Here is a 16327-nt window from a genome sequence, read left to right as displayed (position 1 = left end):
AGGCCAAAGGAAGTGAAGAAAATGACATTACAACAATTACGCTATGTGATTACGGTAGCTCAAAAAGGCTCAATTAGTGAAGCAGCTAAAGAATTATTTATTTCACAGCCTAGTTTATCTAATGCAATTAAAGAATTAGAGAAAGAGATGAAAATTATCATTTTCTCACGAACTAATAAGGGTATCATAATAAGTGATGAAGGATTGGAATTTTTAGGATATGCGCGTCAGGTTCTTGAACAAGCAGAACTTTTAGAAAATCGATATTTAGAAACAAAAAGTACTAAAAAGCGCTTTAATATTTCAACTCAGCATTATTCTTTTGCTGTTAATGCTTTTGTTGATTTAGTAAAAAAATATAGCGATAACGAATATGAATTTACAATTAGGGAAACTCGCACATATGAAATAATTGAAGATGTTAAAACTCTTAAAAGTGAAATTGGAATTCTTTATATAAATGATTTTAATCAAAAAGTTATTAATAAATTGTTAAAAGAAAACAATCTTATTTTTAATCAGCTTTTTATTGCTAAACCACATATTTTTGTTAGTAATACAAATCCATTAGCTCAAAAAGATATTGTGACTCTTGAAGATATTGAACCATTTCCTTATTTATCCTTTGAACAAGGACAATATAATTCATTTTATTTTTCTGAGGAAATTTTAAGCACTTTAGTACATCAAAAAATAATCAAAGTCAGTGATCGAGCAACTTTGTTTAATCTATTGATTGGTTTAGATGGGTATACTATTTCAACAGGGATTATTAGCGAAGAATTGAATGGTAAAAATATTATTGCGATTCCGCTTGCTGTTGATGAAACGATCAAGATTGGATACATTGTTCGAAATGATACAGCGCGCAGCTATTTAGGTCAAATTTTTATTGAAGCATTAAAACAAAATACTCAAGAATTGATGCAGGGAGTCTAGCTCCCTTTTTTATTTATGTCAATATCATTCAAGCAATATTTTAAAACTTGTGATATAGTAGCATTCAAGGAGGGATACAGGTGGTGGAAACTAGAACGATCGTATATGATGAACAATTACAAATTGAAGCATATCAGTTTGTTGGAATAATGCAAAAATTCCCTAATCATTTTCATGACTGTTATGTAGTTGGTTTTGTTGAAAAGGGCAATCGCCATTTGTCTTGTCGTGGGGATGAATATGATATGGAGCCAGGGGATATGCTGTTATTAAATCCTCGTGATAATCACACTTGTGAAAGTCGCGACGGTCAACCGCTTGATTATCGTTGTTTAAATATTGATGCAGATGTTATGGTGCGAGCAGTAAAAGAGGTTATAGGATGTAGCTATTTACCAAATTTTGAAAAACCAGTTGCTTTTCAAAGTGAGATGGTCGAATCTTTACGCACATTGCATCAAAGTGTGATGAAGAAAGAAACGGAGTTTTTGAAAGAAGAATTATTTTATATTTTGATAGAACAGCTGGTTAAAGAATATACTAATAACCAGCCGCTATTAAAAAGTCGATTTAGTGAGCCGATCAAATTAGTAAAAAAGCATTTAGATGATAATTTTATCAATCAAATTTCTTTAGATTCATTAAGTGAATTAGCACAGATGAATAAGTATACTCTAATTCGTAATTTTGCACGTTCTTTTGGGATAACTCCCTATCAATATCTTGAAACAATACGTGTTAATCATGCCAAAGAGCTACTTGAACAGGGTCTTAGTCCACTTGAGGCAGCAATGCTTTCGGGATTTAGTGATCAAAGTCATTTTACTCGTTTTTTTAAGAGCTTAATCGGCTTGACACCGAAACAGTATCAAAATATTTTTAAGGGGAAAGAGGATGAATAAGGATTTTTCAGGACATTTGGCTGCATTATTAACAATTTTTATTTGGGGAACAACATTTATTTCAACTAAAATTTTATTAACTGATTTTAAACCGATAGAAATATTATTTTTTCGTTTCTTGATAGGTTTATTTATTTTAATTTTGATTTATCCCAAAAGACTAAGAAAAACGACGAAGAAGCAAGAGTTGACATTTGCTCTAACGGGACTTTGTGGAGTTACTTTGTATTATTTATTAGAAAATATTGCACTAACATATTCGATGGCTTCAAATATCGGAGTGATAATCTCAATTGCACCGTTTTTTACGGCAATCTTATCACACTTTATTTTGAAAGAAGAGACATTGAATCAAAATTTTATAATTGGTTTTATGGCTGCAATGGTGGGGATTATGCTTATTAGTTTTAATGGCAGCAGTAATTTTAAGCTGAATCCATTGGGAGATATATTAGCATTACTGGCTGCTTTGGTCTGGGCTGTTTATTCAATTTTAACTAAACGAATTAGTGATTATGGTTATAGTACGATTCAGGTCACAAGAAGAACTTTTATGTATGGGGTAACATTTATGTTTTTGACATTGATACCTTTAGGATTTAAATTGGATTTAGGACGTTTTAGTAATCCAATTTATTTAGGAAATATCTTATTTTTAGGATTAGGTGCATCCGCTTTATGTTTTGTAACTTGGAATATGGCAGTAAAAATATTAGGTGCTGTAAAGACGAGTATCTACATATACATTGTACCAGTAGTTACAGTAGTGACTTCAATCATTGTTTTACATGAACAAATTACTTTAATGGCTTTCATCGGGACAGTACTGACTTTGATTGGATTATTTTTATCTCAAAAACGCGAGGTACAAAAGAATGGATAGAAAATGTGTTATGATAGTTGATAAAAATTTGCCACTAGGATTAATTGCTAATACAACTGCTATCTTAGGAACTGCTTTAGGCAAGTTAGAAGGGGAAATCGTTGGGACTGATGTATATGATATGAAAGAACATATACATCGTGGAATAGTAACGATTTCAATTCCAGTTTTGAAGGGTGATGAGTTTTTAATCAGAGAACTACTAAAACAGGCTAATTATTATCCTAATGAGGTATTAGTTATTGATTTTTGTGACCTTGCTCAAAGTTGTCGTGATTATTCAGAATATATTGATAAAATGAAGCTGGCTAGTGAAGCTTCGCTTAAATATTTTGGGATTTGTCTATATGGTACAAGGACACGAATTAATAAACTAACAGGAAATTTATCATTACTAAAATAGAAAAAAAGATGTTTTTAGCCACCAAATAGGCTATGATATAGCCATTGGAGGGATAAAAATGGAGAATATTGAATTAGATGTACATACACATACAATAGCAAGCGGGCATGCTTATTCATCACTTAGTGAAATGGTAGCTGGGGCGAAAGAAAAGGATATAAAATTATTAGGAATAGTAGAGCATGACCAGGGAATTCCAGGAACATGTGCTCCAATTTACTTCAAAAATCTAGATGTAATTCCTCGGGAGATAGAGGGAATTAAATTATTGTTAGGGATTGAAATTAATATTTTGGATCATCAAGGAAGACTTAGTATTACAGAAGATTTATATGATTATGTTGATTACTGCATGGCAGGAATTCATTTACATTGTTATGAGGCGGGAACAATTGAAGAAAATACACGGGCAGTGATCGAAACAATTAAAAATCCTCATATTAGTGTAATCGTTCACCCAGATGATGGTAAGTGCCCACTTGATTATGAGAAAGTAGTTTTAGCAGCTAAAAAGTATCATACTTTGTTGGAAGTGAATAATAATGCTTTACGTAGTCCATCTCGTCTAAATTCACGTGAAAATACACTTAAGATGCTACAATTATGCAAACAACATCGAGTTAAAATTATTTTAGGTAGTGATGCACATATTCATTTTGATATAAAAAATTATGATCAGATCGAGGAACTCTTAAAAGAAGTAGAGTTTCCAAAGGAATTAATTGTTAATTATCATATTGAAGATTTTTTAGAATATATAAAAAAACAAGTGAGATACTAATTCTCACTTGTTTTCATATTTGTTAAATTTATATCTGAAATTAATTAAACTCTATTAACTATTTTTTCATATTAGACTCAACCTTAGTGAGCCATTAATATAATTGGGGGTCTACGTTTCTTATTTAGTACGTAATCCTTTTTCATATTAATTCTTAGGATCATTGGAGCTACATAAGTATGAACCCTATGATAGATTGAAGATTTAGGATAAATAAATTCTTTTTCTTCAACCATCTCAGTTGTTGTTAACAGACGATATGTATTTAACAATGTATTGATTAAAATAATCAATGTATAAAGCATTAACACTGAAATTACATACATCTCATTCATATTATCAACTCCTTTCTACTAATCCTTTCCTCACCATTATATTAGCATATTTTATCCAAAAATGAAAGGGCTTTCAATGAAAAATGATTTTTTATTTTGATTAAATCAGTCTTTTTTTATTTTATGTAATAGGATTTTTTATTAATAAAAAAATGTACTATAATAAAAACATTCGATAAAATCATGATATTTTATTGACAGTAGAAAAATATCGGTATATCATATAGCCAAGAAAACCGATGAAGTGGAGATAAAAATAGATCGTGCACTTATAGAGAGCTTGGATGGTGGAATCAAGTAGAACGCAGCCTATTAAATGGACCACTGAGGGCAAAGTGAAAAGCGTTAGCCGAGTATTCTTTGACGTTAGACTTACGTCAGTAGTCATAGATGTGATAGCATCTACTAAGAGCACGATTGTATCGTGAACCAAGGTGGCACCGCGGAATATATATCCGTCCTTGACAGAAAATTATTTTCTGTCGGGACGGTTTTTTATTTACAAAGGAGGAAATTAGCGATGTATTATCCAACATTAGAACAGATTAAGGAAATTATTAAAACAGGAGACTACAACTTAGTTCCTGTCTGCAAGGAAATGTATGGTGATAGTATCACCCCAATTGAAGTGATGCGAATTTTAAAAAAACATAGTAAGCATTGTTATATGCTTGAAAGTGTTGATGATACAAAACGCTGGAGCCGTTATACCTTTATGGGATATGATCCTAAAAGTGAAATTACATGTTTAAATAATTTAATGAATGTCGATGGAAAGGAGTTCATGGTAACTCACCCTAAAGATTATTTAAAAAAGCTTTTGAAACAATATCAAAGTCCTAAGATAGCAGGGTTGCCAACATTTACTGGCGGACTGGTAGGATATTTTGCATATGATTATTTTAAATATAGTGAGCCGGTTTTAAATTTGAAAAGTGATGATAAAGAGGGGTTTAATGATGTCGATTTGATGTTATTTGACCAAGTTATTTGTTTTGACAATTATAAGCAAAAAATTGTTTTGATAGCTAATGTTGCAGTTGATGATTTGGAAAAAAGTTATCATGAGGCATTGGTAAAATTAGAAAAAATGCAAGCTTTAATTATTAGTGGTGTTAAAGCTAAAATTGAGCCATTAAGGCTAAAAAGTGATTTCAAAGCATTATTTGAACAAAATGAATATTGTAACATGGTAGAACGTGCTAAAAAGTATATTAAAGAAGGAGATATATTTCAAGTAGTTTTATCAAATTGTTTAGAGGCTGAAGTAACAGGGAGTCTTTTTGATACTTATCGTGTTTTACGAACGACCAATCCCTCTCCATATATGTTTTATTTTTTTAGCGATGATCAAGAATTTGCAGGGGCTTCACCAGAGACTTTGGTTAAGTTAGAAGATAAAAATCTTTATACTTATCCTTTAGCAGGAACACGACCCCGAGGAATGAATGAAAATGAAGATGTAAATTTTGAAGTATCTTTATTATCTGATCAAAAGGAATTAGCAGAGCATAATATGCTGGTTGACTTGGGGAGAAATGATATTGGTAGAATTTCTAAATTTGGCACGGTTAAAGTTGAAAAGTATCAGGAGATATTAAGATTTTCACATGTTATGCACATTGGTTCAACTGTCTCAGGGGTGATTCTTGAAAATAAAGATGCGATTGATGCAATCGATGCATTATTACCGGCAGGAACTTTATCAGGTGCCCCTAAAATAAGGGCTTGTCAAATTATTAACGAACTAGAAAATAATCGTCGCGGAATTTATGGTGGGGCTATTGGTTATATAGACTTTACTGGTAATCTTGATACTTGTATTGCAATTCGCTTAGTGTATAAAAAGAATGAAAAAGTATATGTCCGTAGTGGTGCGGGGATTGTTTATGATAGTGTTCCAGAAATTGAATATCAAGAATGTTTGAATAAGGCACAAGCTGTAATTAGCGCCCTAAATACAGCAAATGGAGGAATTGACTGATGATTTTACTAGTTGATAATTATGATAGTTTTGCTTATAACCTTTATCAGTTGATTGGTTCAATTGATCCAAATATTAAAGTAATTCGTAATGATGAGATGACTGTTGATGAAATTGAAAAAATAGATCCTAATACGATCGTAATATCGCCAGGACCTGGAAAACCTAGTGAGGCGGGAAATATTGAGGAAATAATTAAATATTTTTATAATAAAAAACCTATCTTAGGCGTATGTTTAGGGCATCAAGCAATTTGTGAAGCCTTTGGTAGTACAATTACTTATGCTAAAGAATTGATGCATGGCAAAAGTTCGATTATCAAAATGACTGATGATTTAATTTTTCAAGGGTTGAAACAGCAAACTAAAGTCGCACGTTATCATTCGTTGGCGGTTAAACGGGAAACTTTAGCTAAGGTCTTGAAAGCCATTGCACTGAGTGAAGATGGTGAAGTAATGGCAGTTAAGCATATTGATTATCCAGTATATGGGTTACAATTTCATCCTGAATCAATTTTAACTGATGATGGTAAAAAAATGATAGAAAACTTTTTGGGGGTAAAAGAAAATGATTAAAGAAGCGATTTTAAAATTATCGAAGAAGGTTGATCTAACTGCCGGTGAGGCACGTAGCTGTATGAATGAAATTATGAATGGTGAAGCCAGTGATGTTCAAATGAGCAGTTATTTGACAGCCTTAAGTTTAAAAGGAGAGACAATTGACGAGATCACTGGTAGTGCGGCAGGAATGCGAGAACACTGTATCAAACTACTAAATGATAAAGATGTTTTGGAGATTGTTGGTACTGGTGGAGATGGTTCAAACTCATTTAATATTTCTACGACATCTTCTCTTGTTATTGCAGCAAGTGGTGTAAAAGTGGCTAAACATGGGAACCGGGCAGCTAGCTCTAAATGTGGTGCTGCTGATGTTTTAGAAGCTTTGGGAGTAAAAATTGATGTAACTCCTGAAAAAAGTGCTACAATATTAAATGACATTAATATTTGCTTCTTGTTTGCTCAAAATTATCATATTGCAATGAAATATGTGGCTCCAGTAAGACGGGAATTAGGAATTAGGACAGTGTTTAATATTTTAGGGCCTTTGACTAATCCGGCAGGTGCTAATATGCAGGTAATGGGTGTATATGAAGAGGCATTAGTCGAACCATTGGCAGAAGTGTTAACTAATTTAGGAGTTAAACGTGCCATGGTAGTATATGGACAAGATAGTTTAGATGAAATATCATTATCAGCCCCAACAAGTGTATGCGAAGTTAAAGATGGTACTTATACTCGTTATACAATAACTCCAGAACAGTTTGGATTAACACGCTGCTGCAAAGAAGAATTAGTAGGTGGTACCCCTAAAGATAATGCTAAAATTACAAGGGATATTTTAAGTGGTGTCAAAGGACCTAAACGTGATGCTGTGTTGTTGAATGCGGGAGCTGCTATTTATATTGCCGGTCGTACAAAAACAATGCAGGAAGGAATCGAATTAGCTGCTAGATTGATTGATGATGGTAAAGCATTAGCTAAACTAGAGGAGTTCATTAACAAAACTAACATGTAGAAGGAGTTTTAAAATGATTATTGATGATATTGTAGAAAGAACTTTGGAAAGAGTAGCAGAAAACAAAAAACGTAATTCCATTGAAAAATTAGCTAAATTGGCTTTTGATAAGCCAATTAATAAAGATTATCCTTTTGAACGAGCTTTAAGAAGAGCTGGAATTTCTTATATTATGGAGATTAAACGGGCTTCACCGTCAAAAGGAGTGATTGCTCCAAATTTTGATTATAAAAGTATTGCAAAGGAATATGAAGATATTGGTGCAGCTGCAATTTCAGTAGTTACAGAGCCCGACTTTTTTAAAGGTGATGATGACTTTTTAGCTGAAATTGCTAAAATAGTCAAAATACCAGTACTTAGAAAAGATTTTGTTGTAGATGAATATATGATTTATGAAGCTAAACTATTAGGTGCAGATGCCGTATTACTAATTTGCAGTATTCTTGATGAAATAACGCTAATGCGCTGTTTGAATTTAGCAGAGCGTTTAGGGATGAGTGCTTTGGTTGAAGCCCATAGTTCAATGCAGGTAAAGAAGGCATTGCGTGTTGGTGCTAAGATCATTGGTGTTAATAACCGTGATTTGAGAAATTTTGAAGTTGATCTAAATAACAGTATTGAATTACGTTCGATGGTACCAGAAAATATTATTTTTGTTTCTGAAAGTGGGATTAAGACATATGATGATATAAAAACGTTAGAAGAAAATAATGTTGATGCTGTATTAGTTGGAGAAACTTTAATGCGATCTCATGATAAACGTAAGACTTTTGAAATCTTACAAGGATTACGTAAACCGGATAATGCAAATTAAAATTTGTGGCTTATTTCAAGTAGAAGATATAGATTATGTAAATGAGGCAAAACCTGATTATGTTGGATTTGTCTTTGCTAAAAGTAAAAGGCAAGTAGATATTCATCAAGCAGAAAAATTAAAAAATAAACTTGATTCAAATATAAAGGCTGTTGGGGTATTTGTTGACGAACAAATTAGTGAAATTACTGCTATTGTTAAAATGGGGATCATTGATCTTATTCAACTTCACGGTCATGAGGATAATGCTTATATTAAGCAGTTAAAACAGTCAGTGCAGATGCCGATTATTAAAGCCATCAAGGTGATTGAAAAGGATGATCTTAATAACCTGGATTATGAATGCGATTATTATTTACTGGATAGTAAAATAAGCGGTAGCGGTAAGTCATTTGACTGGTCACTAATCAAAGATTTAGATAAACCATTTTTTCTAGCGGGAGGAATTGATTTAGATAATTTAGATGAGGCAATGAGTAAAGCTGATTATGGAATAGATGTTAGTAGTGGGGTAGAAACTAACGGAATCAAAGATCGTAATAAAATTATAGAAATAGTAAGGAGAACAAAAAATGGAAACAGGTAGATATGGAATACATGGGGGTCAATATATTCCAGAAACATTAATGAATGAAATCCATAATGTTGAAAAAGCATATGAATTTTATAAAAATGATCCTGAGTTTAATCGAGAGTTAGAAAAATTATTGAAAGAATACGCAGGGCGCCCATCGTTGTTATATTATGCTAAAAAAATGACAGAAGATTTAGGTGGTGCGAAAGTATATTTAAAACGTGAAGATTTAAATCATACGGGATCTCATAAAATCAATAATGTTTTAGGTCAAGTTTTGATGGCAAAAAAGATGGGGAAAACTCGTGTTATTGCTGAAACTGGGGCTGGTCAGCATGGAGTTGCAACAGCTACGGCTGCCGCTTTACTAGGTTTAGAGTGCGAAATTTTTATGGGCAAAGAAGATACTGATCGTCAGGCTCTAAATGTGTATCGAATGGAGTTGTTGGGTGCAACAGTTCATAGTGTAACAAGTGGAACAATGACATTAAAAGATGCTGTTAATGAAACAATGCGTGAGTGGACAAAAAGAGTTGATGATACTTTATATGTATTAGGCTCAGTAATGGGACCACATCCATTTCCGATGATTGTTCGGGATTTTCAAAGTATTATTTCTAAGGAAGCACGTGAACAAATCTTAGAAGATGAAGGAAAGTTACCAACAGCTGTTATGGCTTGTGTTGGTGGTGGAAGTAATGCAATGGGGATGTTCTATAATTTTATTAATGATCAGGAAGTTCAGTTGATTGGCTGTGAGGCTGCTGGTAAAGGAGTTGATACTGCTTTAACTGCAGCTACGATCAATACTGGATCATTAGGGGTTTTCCATGGAATGAAATCATATTTTTGTCAAGATGAATATGGACAAATCGCTCCTGTTTATTCAATTTCAGCAGGTCTAGATTATCCTGGAATAGGGCCTGAACATGCTAATCTACATGATATTGGTCGAGCTCAGTATGTACCAGTTAGTGATGATGAAGCAGTGGCTGCTTTTGAATACTTAGCTCGTACAGAGGGGATTATTTGTGCAATTGAGAGTGCTCATGCTGTAGCACATGCTCGTAAAATTGTACCATCAATGGATAAAGAAGATATTGTTATTATTTGTTTATCCGGCCGTGGTGATAAAGATGTAGCTGCAATTGCTAGATATCAGGGGGTGGATATTCATGAGTAGAATTAGTGAAGCCTTTAATAATAAAAAAGCTTTTATTGGATTTTTAACTGCTGGAGATCCTTATCAAAAAATGACAGTTGAATATATCTTAGAAATGGAAAAAGCAGGAGCATCATTGATTGAAATTGGAATTCCTTTTAGTGATCCAATTGCTGAAGGACCGGTGATTCAGGAAGCTAATATACGAGCATTATCGAAAGGAATGACAACCGATCAGGTTTTTGAAATTGTAGCTGAGGTTCGTAAACATTCGAATATTCCGCTTTGTTTGATGACTTATTTAAATCCAGTTTTCCACTATGGATATGATGAATTTTTTAAAAAATGTCAAGAAACCGGAGTTGATGGGATCATCATTCCTGATTGCCCGTATGAAGAAAGTAAGGAAGTTAGTGATATTTGTTATAAATATGATGTTGATTTAATCTCTATGATTGCTCCAACATCAAAAGAGCGAACACTTGAAATAGCAGCCCAGGCAAAAGGTTTTATTTATTTAGTTTCTTCAATGGGAGTTACAGGTATGCGAAGCAATATTGTTACAGATATTGAAGGAATTGTTGAATCAATTAAAACGGTTACTGATACACCAGTAGCGGTAGGATTCGGCATTAATAGTCCAGCACAAGTGAAGCATTTTGGAAATATTGCTGATGGTGTAATTGTTGGCAGTGCAATTGTTAATTTAATTAAAGAACATGGTGATCGTGCGCATCAACCATTATTTAATTACATCCAGACACTGATTAAGGAATTATAAAAGGATAATTAGAAGGGATTAAATTATTGAAATTTTAATTAGTTTAGACTGTTAATAATAGTTCGTTTAAAAAAATGAATTTGATTTATAGTATAAAATAAAACTAAAAAACAGCAATCTATCGGATTGCTGTTAAATTTAGTTTAAATTAACTTAAAAAAGTATTATTTTGATAAGGGTTTATTTGAATGATTGTCTTTAATAGTCAAATGATCTAATAAGGTGTCTAACGAACCGGTTAATAAATAGCCCCGCCTAAAATAATAATCATTAAAATTAATAGTCCAACTGTTTCCATACTACCACCTCTATAGATAAAATACCAAAAATAGTATAAAAATGACGTAAGATATTCACTAATAAGATTAAGATTGTATAAAGATAATTTCTATCTTTATACAATCTTAATACTATTGAGGAAATCTTTATTTTATATTTATGAATAGTTTAGTATAGTGAACTTATAAGATAAAGTATAGGTAAAGGGAGCGATGTCCTATCAAAGAAAAACTAACTGAGAAATTATTGCATGGTCTTACGCCAATGAAGATTATTTTCTATGGTTTTTGTATTATTATTTTAATGGGGACGATTCTCTTGAGTCTCCCAATCTCGTTGAAAGAAAACCAGGAAGTTTCAATAATGACTTCTTTTTTTACTGCCACTTCAGCAACTTGTGTGACAGGCTTGATTCGGGTAGATACATATAGTCATTGGAGCTGGTTTGGCCAGTTTATAATTATTTTATTGATTCAAATTGGTGGTATTGGTTTTATGACTTTTTGTATTTATGCTTTAACATTAGCTAAAAAGAAGATAGGAATTATTAGTCGTTCAATCATGCAGAATTCAATTTCTTCTCCACATGTTGGGGGAATTGTAAAAATGACAAAATTTATTATCTTGGCGACTTTTTTTATTGAAGCGTTAGGGGCTTTTTTTCTTTCATTTATTTTTTGTCCAAAATTAGGATTGGTTAAAGGTTTGTGGTTCTCAATTTTTCATAGTATTTCAGCGTTTTGTAATGCAGGATTTGATTTAATGGGTAATTTTGAACCATATAGTTCGCTAGTTTCTTTTCAAGATAATTGGTATCTGAATATGATTATTATGCTCTTAATCATTATTGGGGGTCTAGGTTTTTTGGTTTGGAAAGATATTATTGATAATCGTGGACATTTTTCTAAAATGCGATTACATACTAAAATAGTTATTACAACCACAATAATTTTAATATTCGGAGGAGCACTATTTATTTATTTTTGTGAGCAGGGGAATGCAACTATTTTAAGTTCGTTATTTCAATCTGTAACTGCTCGTACAGCAGGATTTAATACAGTTGATTTATCGAAGATTAGAGAAACAACACAATTAATCATAATTATATTAATGTTTGTAGGTGGTTCTTCAGGTTCAACTGCTGGGGGAATCAAAACAACAACTATTGCAGTAATGCTAGTTAACATTATAAGTATGTTTAAACAAAAGAAAGGTGTTGAAGTTTTTAAACGGCGAATTAGTGATGAAATAGTAAAAATGGCAAGTTGTGTTTTAATGGCATATTTAGTGTTGACTTTGATTGTTTCATTGATTATATGTCAGCTTGAAAATATTTCTTATATAACGGTATTATTTGAATGTGTTTCAGCTATAGCAACTGTTGGATTGACGATTGGAATAACTTCACAACTTGGCGTTATTTCACAGTGTCTATTGGCCTTATTAATGCTCTTTGGACGAGTTGGTTCAATTACGTTCCTGCTTGCTTTTGCTTCGAATAGGGTGACGCCATTAGCAAAAGCACCAGCTGAAAAAATTCAAATAGGATGATGGAGGAACTATGAAATCTGTATTAGTAATCGGCTTAGGACGTTTTGGACGTCATTTGTCAAGAAAATTTATTGAAGAAGGAAATGCTGTTTTAGCAATTGAAAAAGATGAAACAAGAGCTGATTGGGCGGTTAATATTGTTAATGAAATTCAAATCGGTGATGCGACTAATGAAGATTTTATTAAATCTTTAGGAGTTAATAATTTTGATATTTGTGTAGTTGCAGTTGGCGATAATTTTCAAACGGCTTTAGAAATCACTGTACTATTAAAAGATTTTGGGGCTGAATATATAATTGCCAGAGCGAGTCGTGATGTTCACCGTAAATTATTACTTCGCAATGGAGCTGATCATGTTGTTTATGCAGAACGGGAAATTGCTGAAAAAATAGCAATTAAATATGGAGCAAAAAATGTTTTTGATTATTTAGAATTAACACCTGATATTGCGATTTATGAAATTAAGATTCCAGAGAGCTGGTTGAATAAAACAATTATCGAAAAGGCAGTTAGGACGAGATACCATGTTAGTATCTTAGCTACTAAAAAGAATGGGAGAATTTTTCCTTTGCCACCAACAAATCATGTATTTGCCGCTGATGAAACATTGATTGTTATGGGCACTGCAAAATCAATTAAAGAAATTACGCGTTAGCAAAATTGTGTTATAATATAAGCCGAGTGAGGTTATATTATGATTAATCAACAAGAACATATTCTACTATGTCTTTCTTCATCTACTTCTAATCCTGATGTGATTAAAATGGCTGCTGCTGTAGCACATGAAAATAAAGCAATTTTTACTGCTTTATATGTTGAAACACCAGATAATTCAAAAATTAGTAAGGATGATCGCGAAAGACTCCAATATAATACTAATTTGGCTAGAAAGTTAGGTGCTAATATCGAAACAGCTTTTGGTTTAGATATTGCTTATCAAATTAATGAATTTTGCAAAAATGCTAAAGTAACTAAAGTGTTTTTTGGACATAGTCAAAAGGACAGGAAACATTTATTTAGTTCAAGGCTAGATAAGAAATTATTAAATTTACTAAAAGATTTGGATATTAATATTGTCTATCATCAAAATACGGGGAAAGATAAATCAAAGCAAAGAGATTTTAATTTTGTTGTTAAGGGTAAAGATTTAGCTATTTCAATATTTATTCTGTTGATAGCAACCCTGATAGGGATATTATTCCATCATTTAGGTTTTAGTGAAGCAAATACAATTACAGTTTATATTTTAAGTGTTTTAATTACTGCTATAACTACATCTAACCGTATTTATAGTCTTGTATCATCGATTTTAAGTGTTTTAATTTTTAACTTTATGTTTACTAATCCACGTTTTACTTTAGCAGCCTATGGTTCTGGTTATCCTGTAACCTTTGCAATTATGCTGATAGCCGCTTTTATTACGAGTACTTTAGCAATAAGGATAAAACAGCAGGCAAAACAGTCTGCTCAACATGCATATCGTACAAAAGTTCTATTAGAGACAAATCGTCTTTTGCAAAAAGAAAAAAGTATTGCAGGAATTAAAGAAACGGCAGCTAAACAAATTGTTAAATTATTAAATAAATCAGTGATGATTTATCAAATTACTGAAAATGATACGATTTTACATGAAGTCTTTCATCATAATAATATGACTGTTCATGATTGTGATGAGATTGAAACTAATGTTCACTGGGTCTACCAGAATAATAAAACATATCAAGCTAAGAATTACTATTTACCGCTTGCTAGTACTAATGATATTTATGGTGTAGTAGTAATAATTTTAGAAGATGTTATTCTTGATGCTTTTGAAAATAATTTAGTACTATCAATCGTTGGTGAATGTGCTTTAGCTCTAGAAAAAGAGTTTTTTAACCAAAAGAAAGAAGAAGCTGCAATTGAAGCTAAAAATGAGCGGTTGCGTGCAAATTTATTACGTTCAATTTCGCATGATTTACGAACACCATTAACTAGTATTTCTGGTAATGCAAGTGTACTGATAAATAATAGCGGCAGCTTAGATGAAAATAAAAAAATGCAGTTATACGAAGTAATCTACGATGATTCATTATGGTTGATTAATCTGGTTGAAAATCTTCTTTCAGTTACAAGAATTGAAGATGGCAAAATGAATCTGCATTTAGAAACAGAACTTATTGAGGAAGTTATAAATGAGGCATTGAATCATATTAGTCATAAAAAGGATGAACACCGTATTGAGGTAAAGGCTAATGATGAATTTATTTTAGCAAAAATAGATGCTGGCTTAATAATTCAAGTAATTATAAATATTGTTGACAATGCAATTAAATATACACCAAAAGGTTCAATGATTAGTATTGAAACCTTTAAGCATAAAGATTTTGTAGAAATTCAAATTGCTGATGATGGAGCAGGAATCAGTGATAAGGACAAAGAAAAACTTTTTGAAATGTTTTATACTGTAAAGCATGAGGTTATTGACGGACGTCGCGGACTTGGTTTAGGGTTAGCTTTGTGTAAAGCTATTATTGTAGCGCATGGTGGTAATATTGCAGTTAAGGACAATATTCCTCACGGAACGATTTTTAGTTTTACATTGCCGATTAAGGAGGTTGAAATACATGAATAAGCCATTTGTATTAGTTGTAGAAGATGATAACGCAGTTAGAAATTTGATTGCTACAACTTTAGAAACTCATGATTATAAATATCATACTTCACAAACGGGAAAACAAGCAATTATTGAAACTGCTTCACAAAAACCGGATATAATGCTGTTGGATCTTGGGCTGCCTGATTTAGATGGGGTTGAAATTATAAAAAAAGTACGTACTTGGACAAATATGCCAATAATCGTTATTAGTGCTCGAAGTGAAGATCGTGATAAAATTGAGGCTCTTGATGCTGGGGCTGATGATTATTTGACCAAACCTTTTTCAGTTGAGGAACTTTTAGCAAGATTACGTGTTATTTTAAGACGGCTTAATTATAATCAAAGTCAAAATATAGAAAGTAGTGATTTTGTTAATGGTGATCTAAAAATTGATTACGCTGGCGGATGTGCATATTTAGATCAGCAAGAACTGCATTTAACACCGATTGAATATAAGTTGCTGTGCCTTCTCTCAAGAAATGTTGGCAAAGTATTAACACATACATATATTACTAAAGAAATTTGGGGGAGTACTTTAGAGAGTGATGTTGCCTCATTAAGAGTATTTATGGCTACGCTTCGTAAAAAAATAGAATTAGATCCTACGCATCCTAAATATATTCAGACCCATGTTGGAGTTGGATACCGAATGTTACGAATTGAATAATATGAGTGAAACAGTTTGTTTCACTTTTCTTTTTTGTTAATTGCGGTAAAATATAAATA

The 16327-nt window shown here is 32.2% G+C and carries 17 protein-coding genes and 1 other annotated feature; of the genes, 16 read left to right on the top strand and 1 reads right to left on the bottom strand.

Annotated features, from left to right (window positions below; genetic code table 11):
- The first annotated feature begins 21 nt into the window (after positions 1–21).
- From EYR00_RS10190 to EYR00_RS10170, 5 genes are all read left to right on the top strand, one after another.
- Positions 22–939, top strand: a complete 918-nt coding sequence (locus EYR00_RS10190) for a LysR family transcriptional regulator (protein WP_003536502.1) — start codon at positions 22–24, stop codon at positions 937–939.
- Positions 940–1019: 80 nt separating this feature from the next.
- Complete coding sequence (locus EYR00_RS10185; protein ID WP_003536504.1) at positions 1020–1841, top strand: helix-turn-helix domain-containing protein; 822 nt, start codon at positions 1020–1022, stop codon at positions 1839–1841.
- Positions 1834–2724: a DMT family transporter gene (locus EYR00_RS10180; protein WP_003536506.1), complete on the top strand. Its 891-nt coding sequence runs from the start codon at positions 1834–1836 to the stop codon at positions 2722–2724. The genes EYR00_RS10185 and EYR00_RS10180 overlap by 8 nt, the downstream gene beginning before the upstream one ends.
- Entirely contained in the window at positions 2717–3127 is a 411-nt protein-coding gene (locus EYR00_RS10175) for a DUF2000 domain-containing protein (RefSeq protein ID WP_003536507.1), read from the top strand. The genes EYR00_RS10180 and EYR00_RS10175 overlap by 8 nt, the downstream gene beginning before the upstream one ends.
- Positions 3128–3185: 58 nt before the next feature.
- Positions 3186–3908: a phosphatase gene (locus EYR00_RS10170; protein WP_003536509.1), complete on the top strand. Its 723-nt coding sequence runs from the start codon at positions 3186–3188 to the stop codon at positions 3906–3908.
- An 83-nt stretch (positions 3909–3991) separates the two neighbouring features.
- Here the strand turns inward: EYR00_RS10170 and EYR00_RS10165 are convergent, their stop codons facing one another.
- Positions 3992–4243 (bottom strand): hypothetical protein, encoded by a 252-nt coding sequence (locus EYR00_RS10165; protein WP_003536511.1) that lies wholly within the window; start codon positions 4241–4243, stop codon positions 3992–3994.
- Between the two features lie 230 nt (positions 4244–4473).
- Positions 4474–4709 (top strand) — a binding site (T-box leader).
- Between the two features lie 54 nt (positions 4710–4763).
- Here EYR00_RS10165 and EYR00_RS10160 point away from each other — a divergent pair.
- The 11 genes from EYR00_RS10160 (at position 4764) to EYR00_RS10110 (ending at position 16268) form a co-directional block, all read left to right on the top strand.
- Complete coding sequence (locus tag EYR00_RS10160; protein ID WP_008791408.1) at positions 4764–6227, top strand: anthranilate synthase component I; 1464 nt, start codon at positions 4764–4766, stop codon at positions 6225–6227.
- Complete coding sequence (locus EYR00_RS10155; protein ID WP_003536515.1) at positions 6227–6802, top strand: anthranilate synthase component II; 576 nt, start codon at positions 6227–6229, stop codon at positions 6800–6802. Before EYR00_RS10160 ends, EYR00_RS10155 begins: the two co-directional genes overlap by 1 nt.
- On the top strand, positions 6795–7802 hold the full coding sequence (gene trpD, locus EYR00_RS10150; RefSeq protein ID WP_003536516.1) for an anthranilate phosphoribosyltransferase: 1008 nt from the start codon (positions 6795–6797) through the stop codon (positions 7800–7802). The genes EYR00_RS10155 and trpD overlap by 8 nt, the downstream gene beginning before the upstream one ends.
- Positions 7803–7815: 13 nt before the next feature.
- Positions 7816–8616, top strand: coding sequence for an indole-3-glycerol phosphate synthase TrpC (gene trpC, locus EYR00_RS10145; RefSeq protein ID WP_003536518.1), 801 nt, complete (start codon positions 7816–7818; stop codon positions 8614–8616).
- Positions 8606–9202, top strand: a complete 597-nt coding sequence (locus EYR00_RS10140) for a phosphoribosylanthranilate isomerase (RefSeq protein WP_003536520.1) — start codon at positions 8606–8608, stop codon at positions 9200–9202. Before trpC ends, EYR00_RS10140 begins: the two co-directional genes overlap by 11 nt.
- Positions 9189–10373 (top strand): tryptophan synthase subunit beta, encoded by a 1185-nt coding sequence (trpB, locus tag EYR00_RS10135; RefSeq protein ID WP_003536521.1) that lies wholly within the window; start codon positions 9189–9191, stop codon positions 10371–10373. Before EYR00_RS10140 ends, trpB begins: the two co-directional genes overlap by 14 nt.
- A complete protein-coding gene (trpA, locus tag EYR00_RS10130; protein WP_003536523.1) occupies positions 10366–11133 on the top strand; it encodes a tryptophan synthase subunit alpha in 768 nt (255 codons plus the stop codon). The genes trpB and trpA overlap by 8 nt, the downstream gene beginning before the upstream one ends.
- 543 nt (positions 11134–11676) lie before the next feature.
- Positions 11677–12963 carry a TrkH family potassium uptake protein gene (locus EYR00_RS10125; RefSeq protein ID WP_226825652.1) on the top strand — a complete coding sequence of 429 codons (1287 nt, stop codon included), beginning with the start codon at positions 11677–11679 and terminating at the stop codon, positions 12961–12963.
- Positions 12964–12973: 10 nt separating this feature from the next.
- Complete coding sequence (locus EYR00_RS10120) at positions 12974–13618, top strand: potassium channel family protein (protein WP_003536530.1); 645 nt, start codon at positions 12974–12976, stop codon at positions 13616–13618.
- A gap of 39 nt (positions 13619–13657) precedes the next feature.
- Complete coding sequence (locus tag EYR00_RS10115; protein ID WP_003536532.1) at positions 13658–15577, top strand: ATP-binding protein; 1920 nt, start codon at positions 13658–13660, stop codon at positions 15575–15577.
- The gene (locus tag EYR00_RS10110) at positions 15570–16268 is read left to right on the top strand and encodes a response regulator (RefSeq protein ID WP_003536534.1); all 699 of its coding nucleotides are present in this window, start codon (positions 15570–15572) and stop codon (positions 16266–16268) included. Before EYR00_RS10115 ends, EYR00_RS10110 begins: the two co-directional genes overlap by 8 nt.
- Positions 16269–16327: the final 59 nt, after the last annotated feature.

Origin of the sequence: Thomasclavelia ramosa DSM 1402 (assembly GCF_014131695.1) — a bacterium.
GTDB classification, from domain to species: Bacteria; Bacillota_I; Bacilli_A; order Erysipelotrichales; family Coprobacillaceae; genus Thomasclavelia; species Thomasclavelia ramosa.
The sequence above is the reverse complement of the archived record's forward strand: the minus strand, read 5'-3'. Positions and strand labels throughout refer to the sequence as shown.

Excerpts from the sequence above, each read along its gene's own strand:
- EYR00_RS10170 (WP_003536509.1), top strand. The coding sequence starts at position 3,186 with ATGGAGAATATTGAATTAGATGTACATACACATACAATAGCAAGCGGG.
- EYR00_RS10165 (WP_003536511.1), bottom strand. The coding sequence starts at position 4,243 with ATGAATGAGATGTATGTAATTTCAGTGTTAATGCTTTATACATTGATT.
- EYR00_RS10155 (WP_003536515.1), top strand. The coding sequence starts at position 6,227 with ATGATTTTACTAGTTGATAATTATGATAGTTTTGCTTATAACCTTTAT.
- EYR00_RS10110 (WP_003536534.1), top strand. The coding sequence starts at position 15,570 with ATGAATAAGCCATTTGTATTAGTTGTAGAAGATGATAACGCAGTTAGA.
- EYR00_RS10160 (WP_008791408.1), top strand. The coding sequence starts at position 4,764 with ATGTATTATCCAACATTAGAACAGATTAAGGAAATTATTAAAACAGGA.
- EYR00_RS10190 (WP_003536502.1), top strand. The coding sequence starts at position 22 with ATGACATTACAACAATTACGCTATGTGATTACGGTAGCTCAAAAAGGC.
- EYR00_RS10180 (WP_003536506.1), top strand. The coding sequence starts at position 1,834 with ATGAATAAGGATTTTTCAGGACATTTGGCTGCATTATTAACAATTTTT.
- EYR00_RS10140 (WP_003536520.1), top strand. The coding sequence starts at position 8,606 with ATGCAAATTAAAATTTGTGGCTTATTTCAAGTAGAAGATATAGATTAT.
- trpD (WP_003536516.1), top strand. The coding sequence starts at position 6,795 with ATGATTAAAGAAGCGATTTTAAAATTATCGAAGAAGGTTGATCTAACT.
- EYR00_RS10115 (WP_003536532.1), top strand. The coding sequence starts at position 13,658 with ATGATTAATCAACAAGAACATATTCTACTATGTCTTTCTTCATCTACT.
- trpC (WP_003536518.1), top strand. The coding sequence starts at position 7,816 with ATGATTATTGATGATATTGTAGAAAGAACTTTGGAAAGAGTAGCAGAA.
- trpA (WP_003536523.1), top strand. The coding sequence starts at position 10,366 with ATGAGTAGAATTAGTGAAGCCTTTAATAATAAAAAAGCTTTTATTGGA.
- trpB (WP_003536521.1), top strand. The coding sequence starts at position 9,189 with ATGGAAACAGGTAGATATGGAATACATGGGGGTCAATATATTCCAGAA.
- EYR00_RS10125 (WP_226825652.1), top strand. The coding sequence starts at position 11,677 with ATGAAGATTATTTTCTATGGTTTTTGTATTATTATTTTAATGGGGACG.
- EYR00_RS10175 (WP_003536507.1), top strand. The coding sequence starts at position 2,717 with ATGGATAGAAAATGTGTTATGATAGTTGATAAAAATTTGCCACTAGGA.
- EYR00_RS10120 (WP_003536530.1), top strand. The coding sequence starts at position 12,974 with ATGAAATCTGTATTAGTAATCGGCTTAGGACGTTTTGGACGTCATTTG.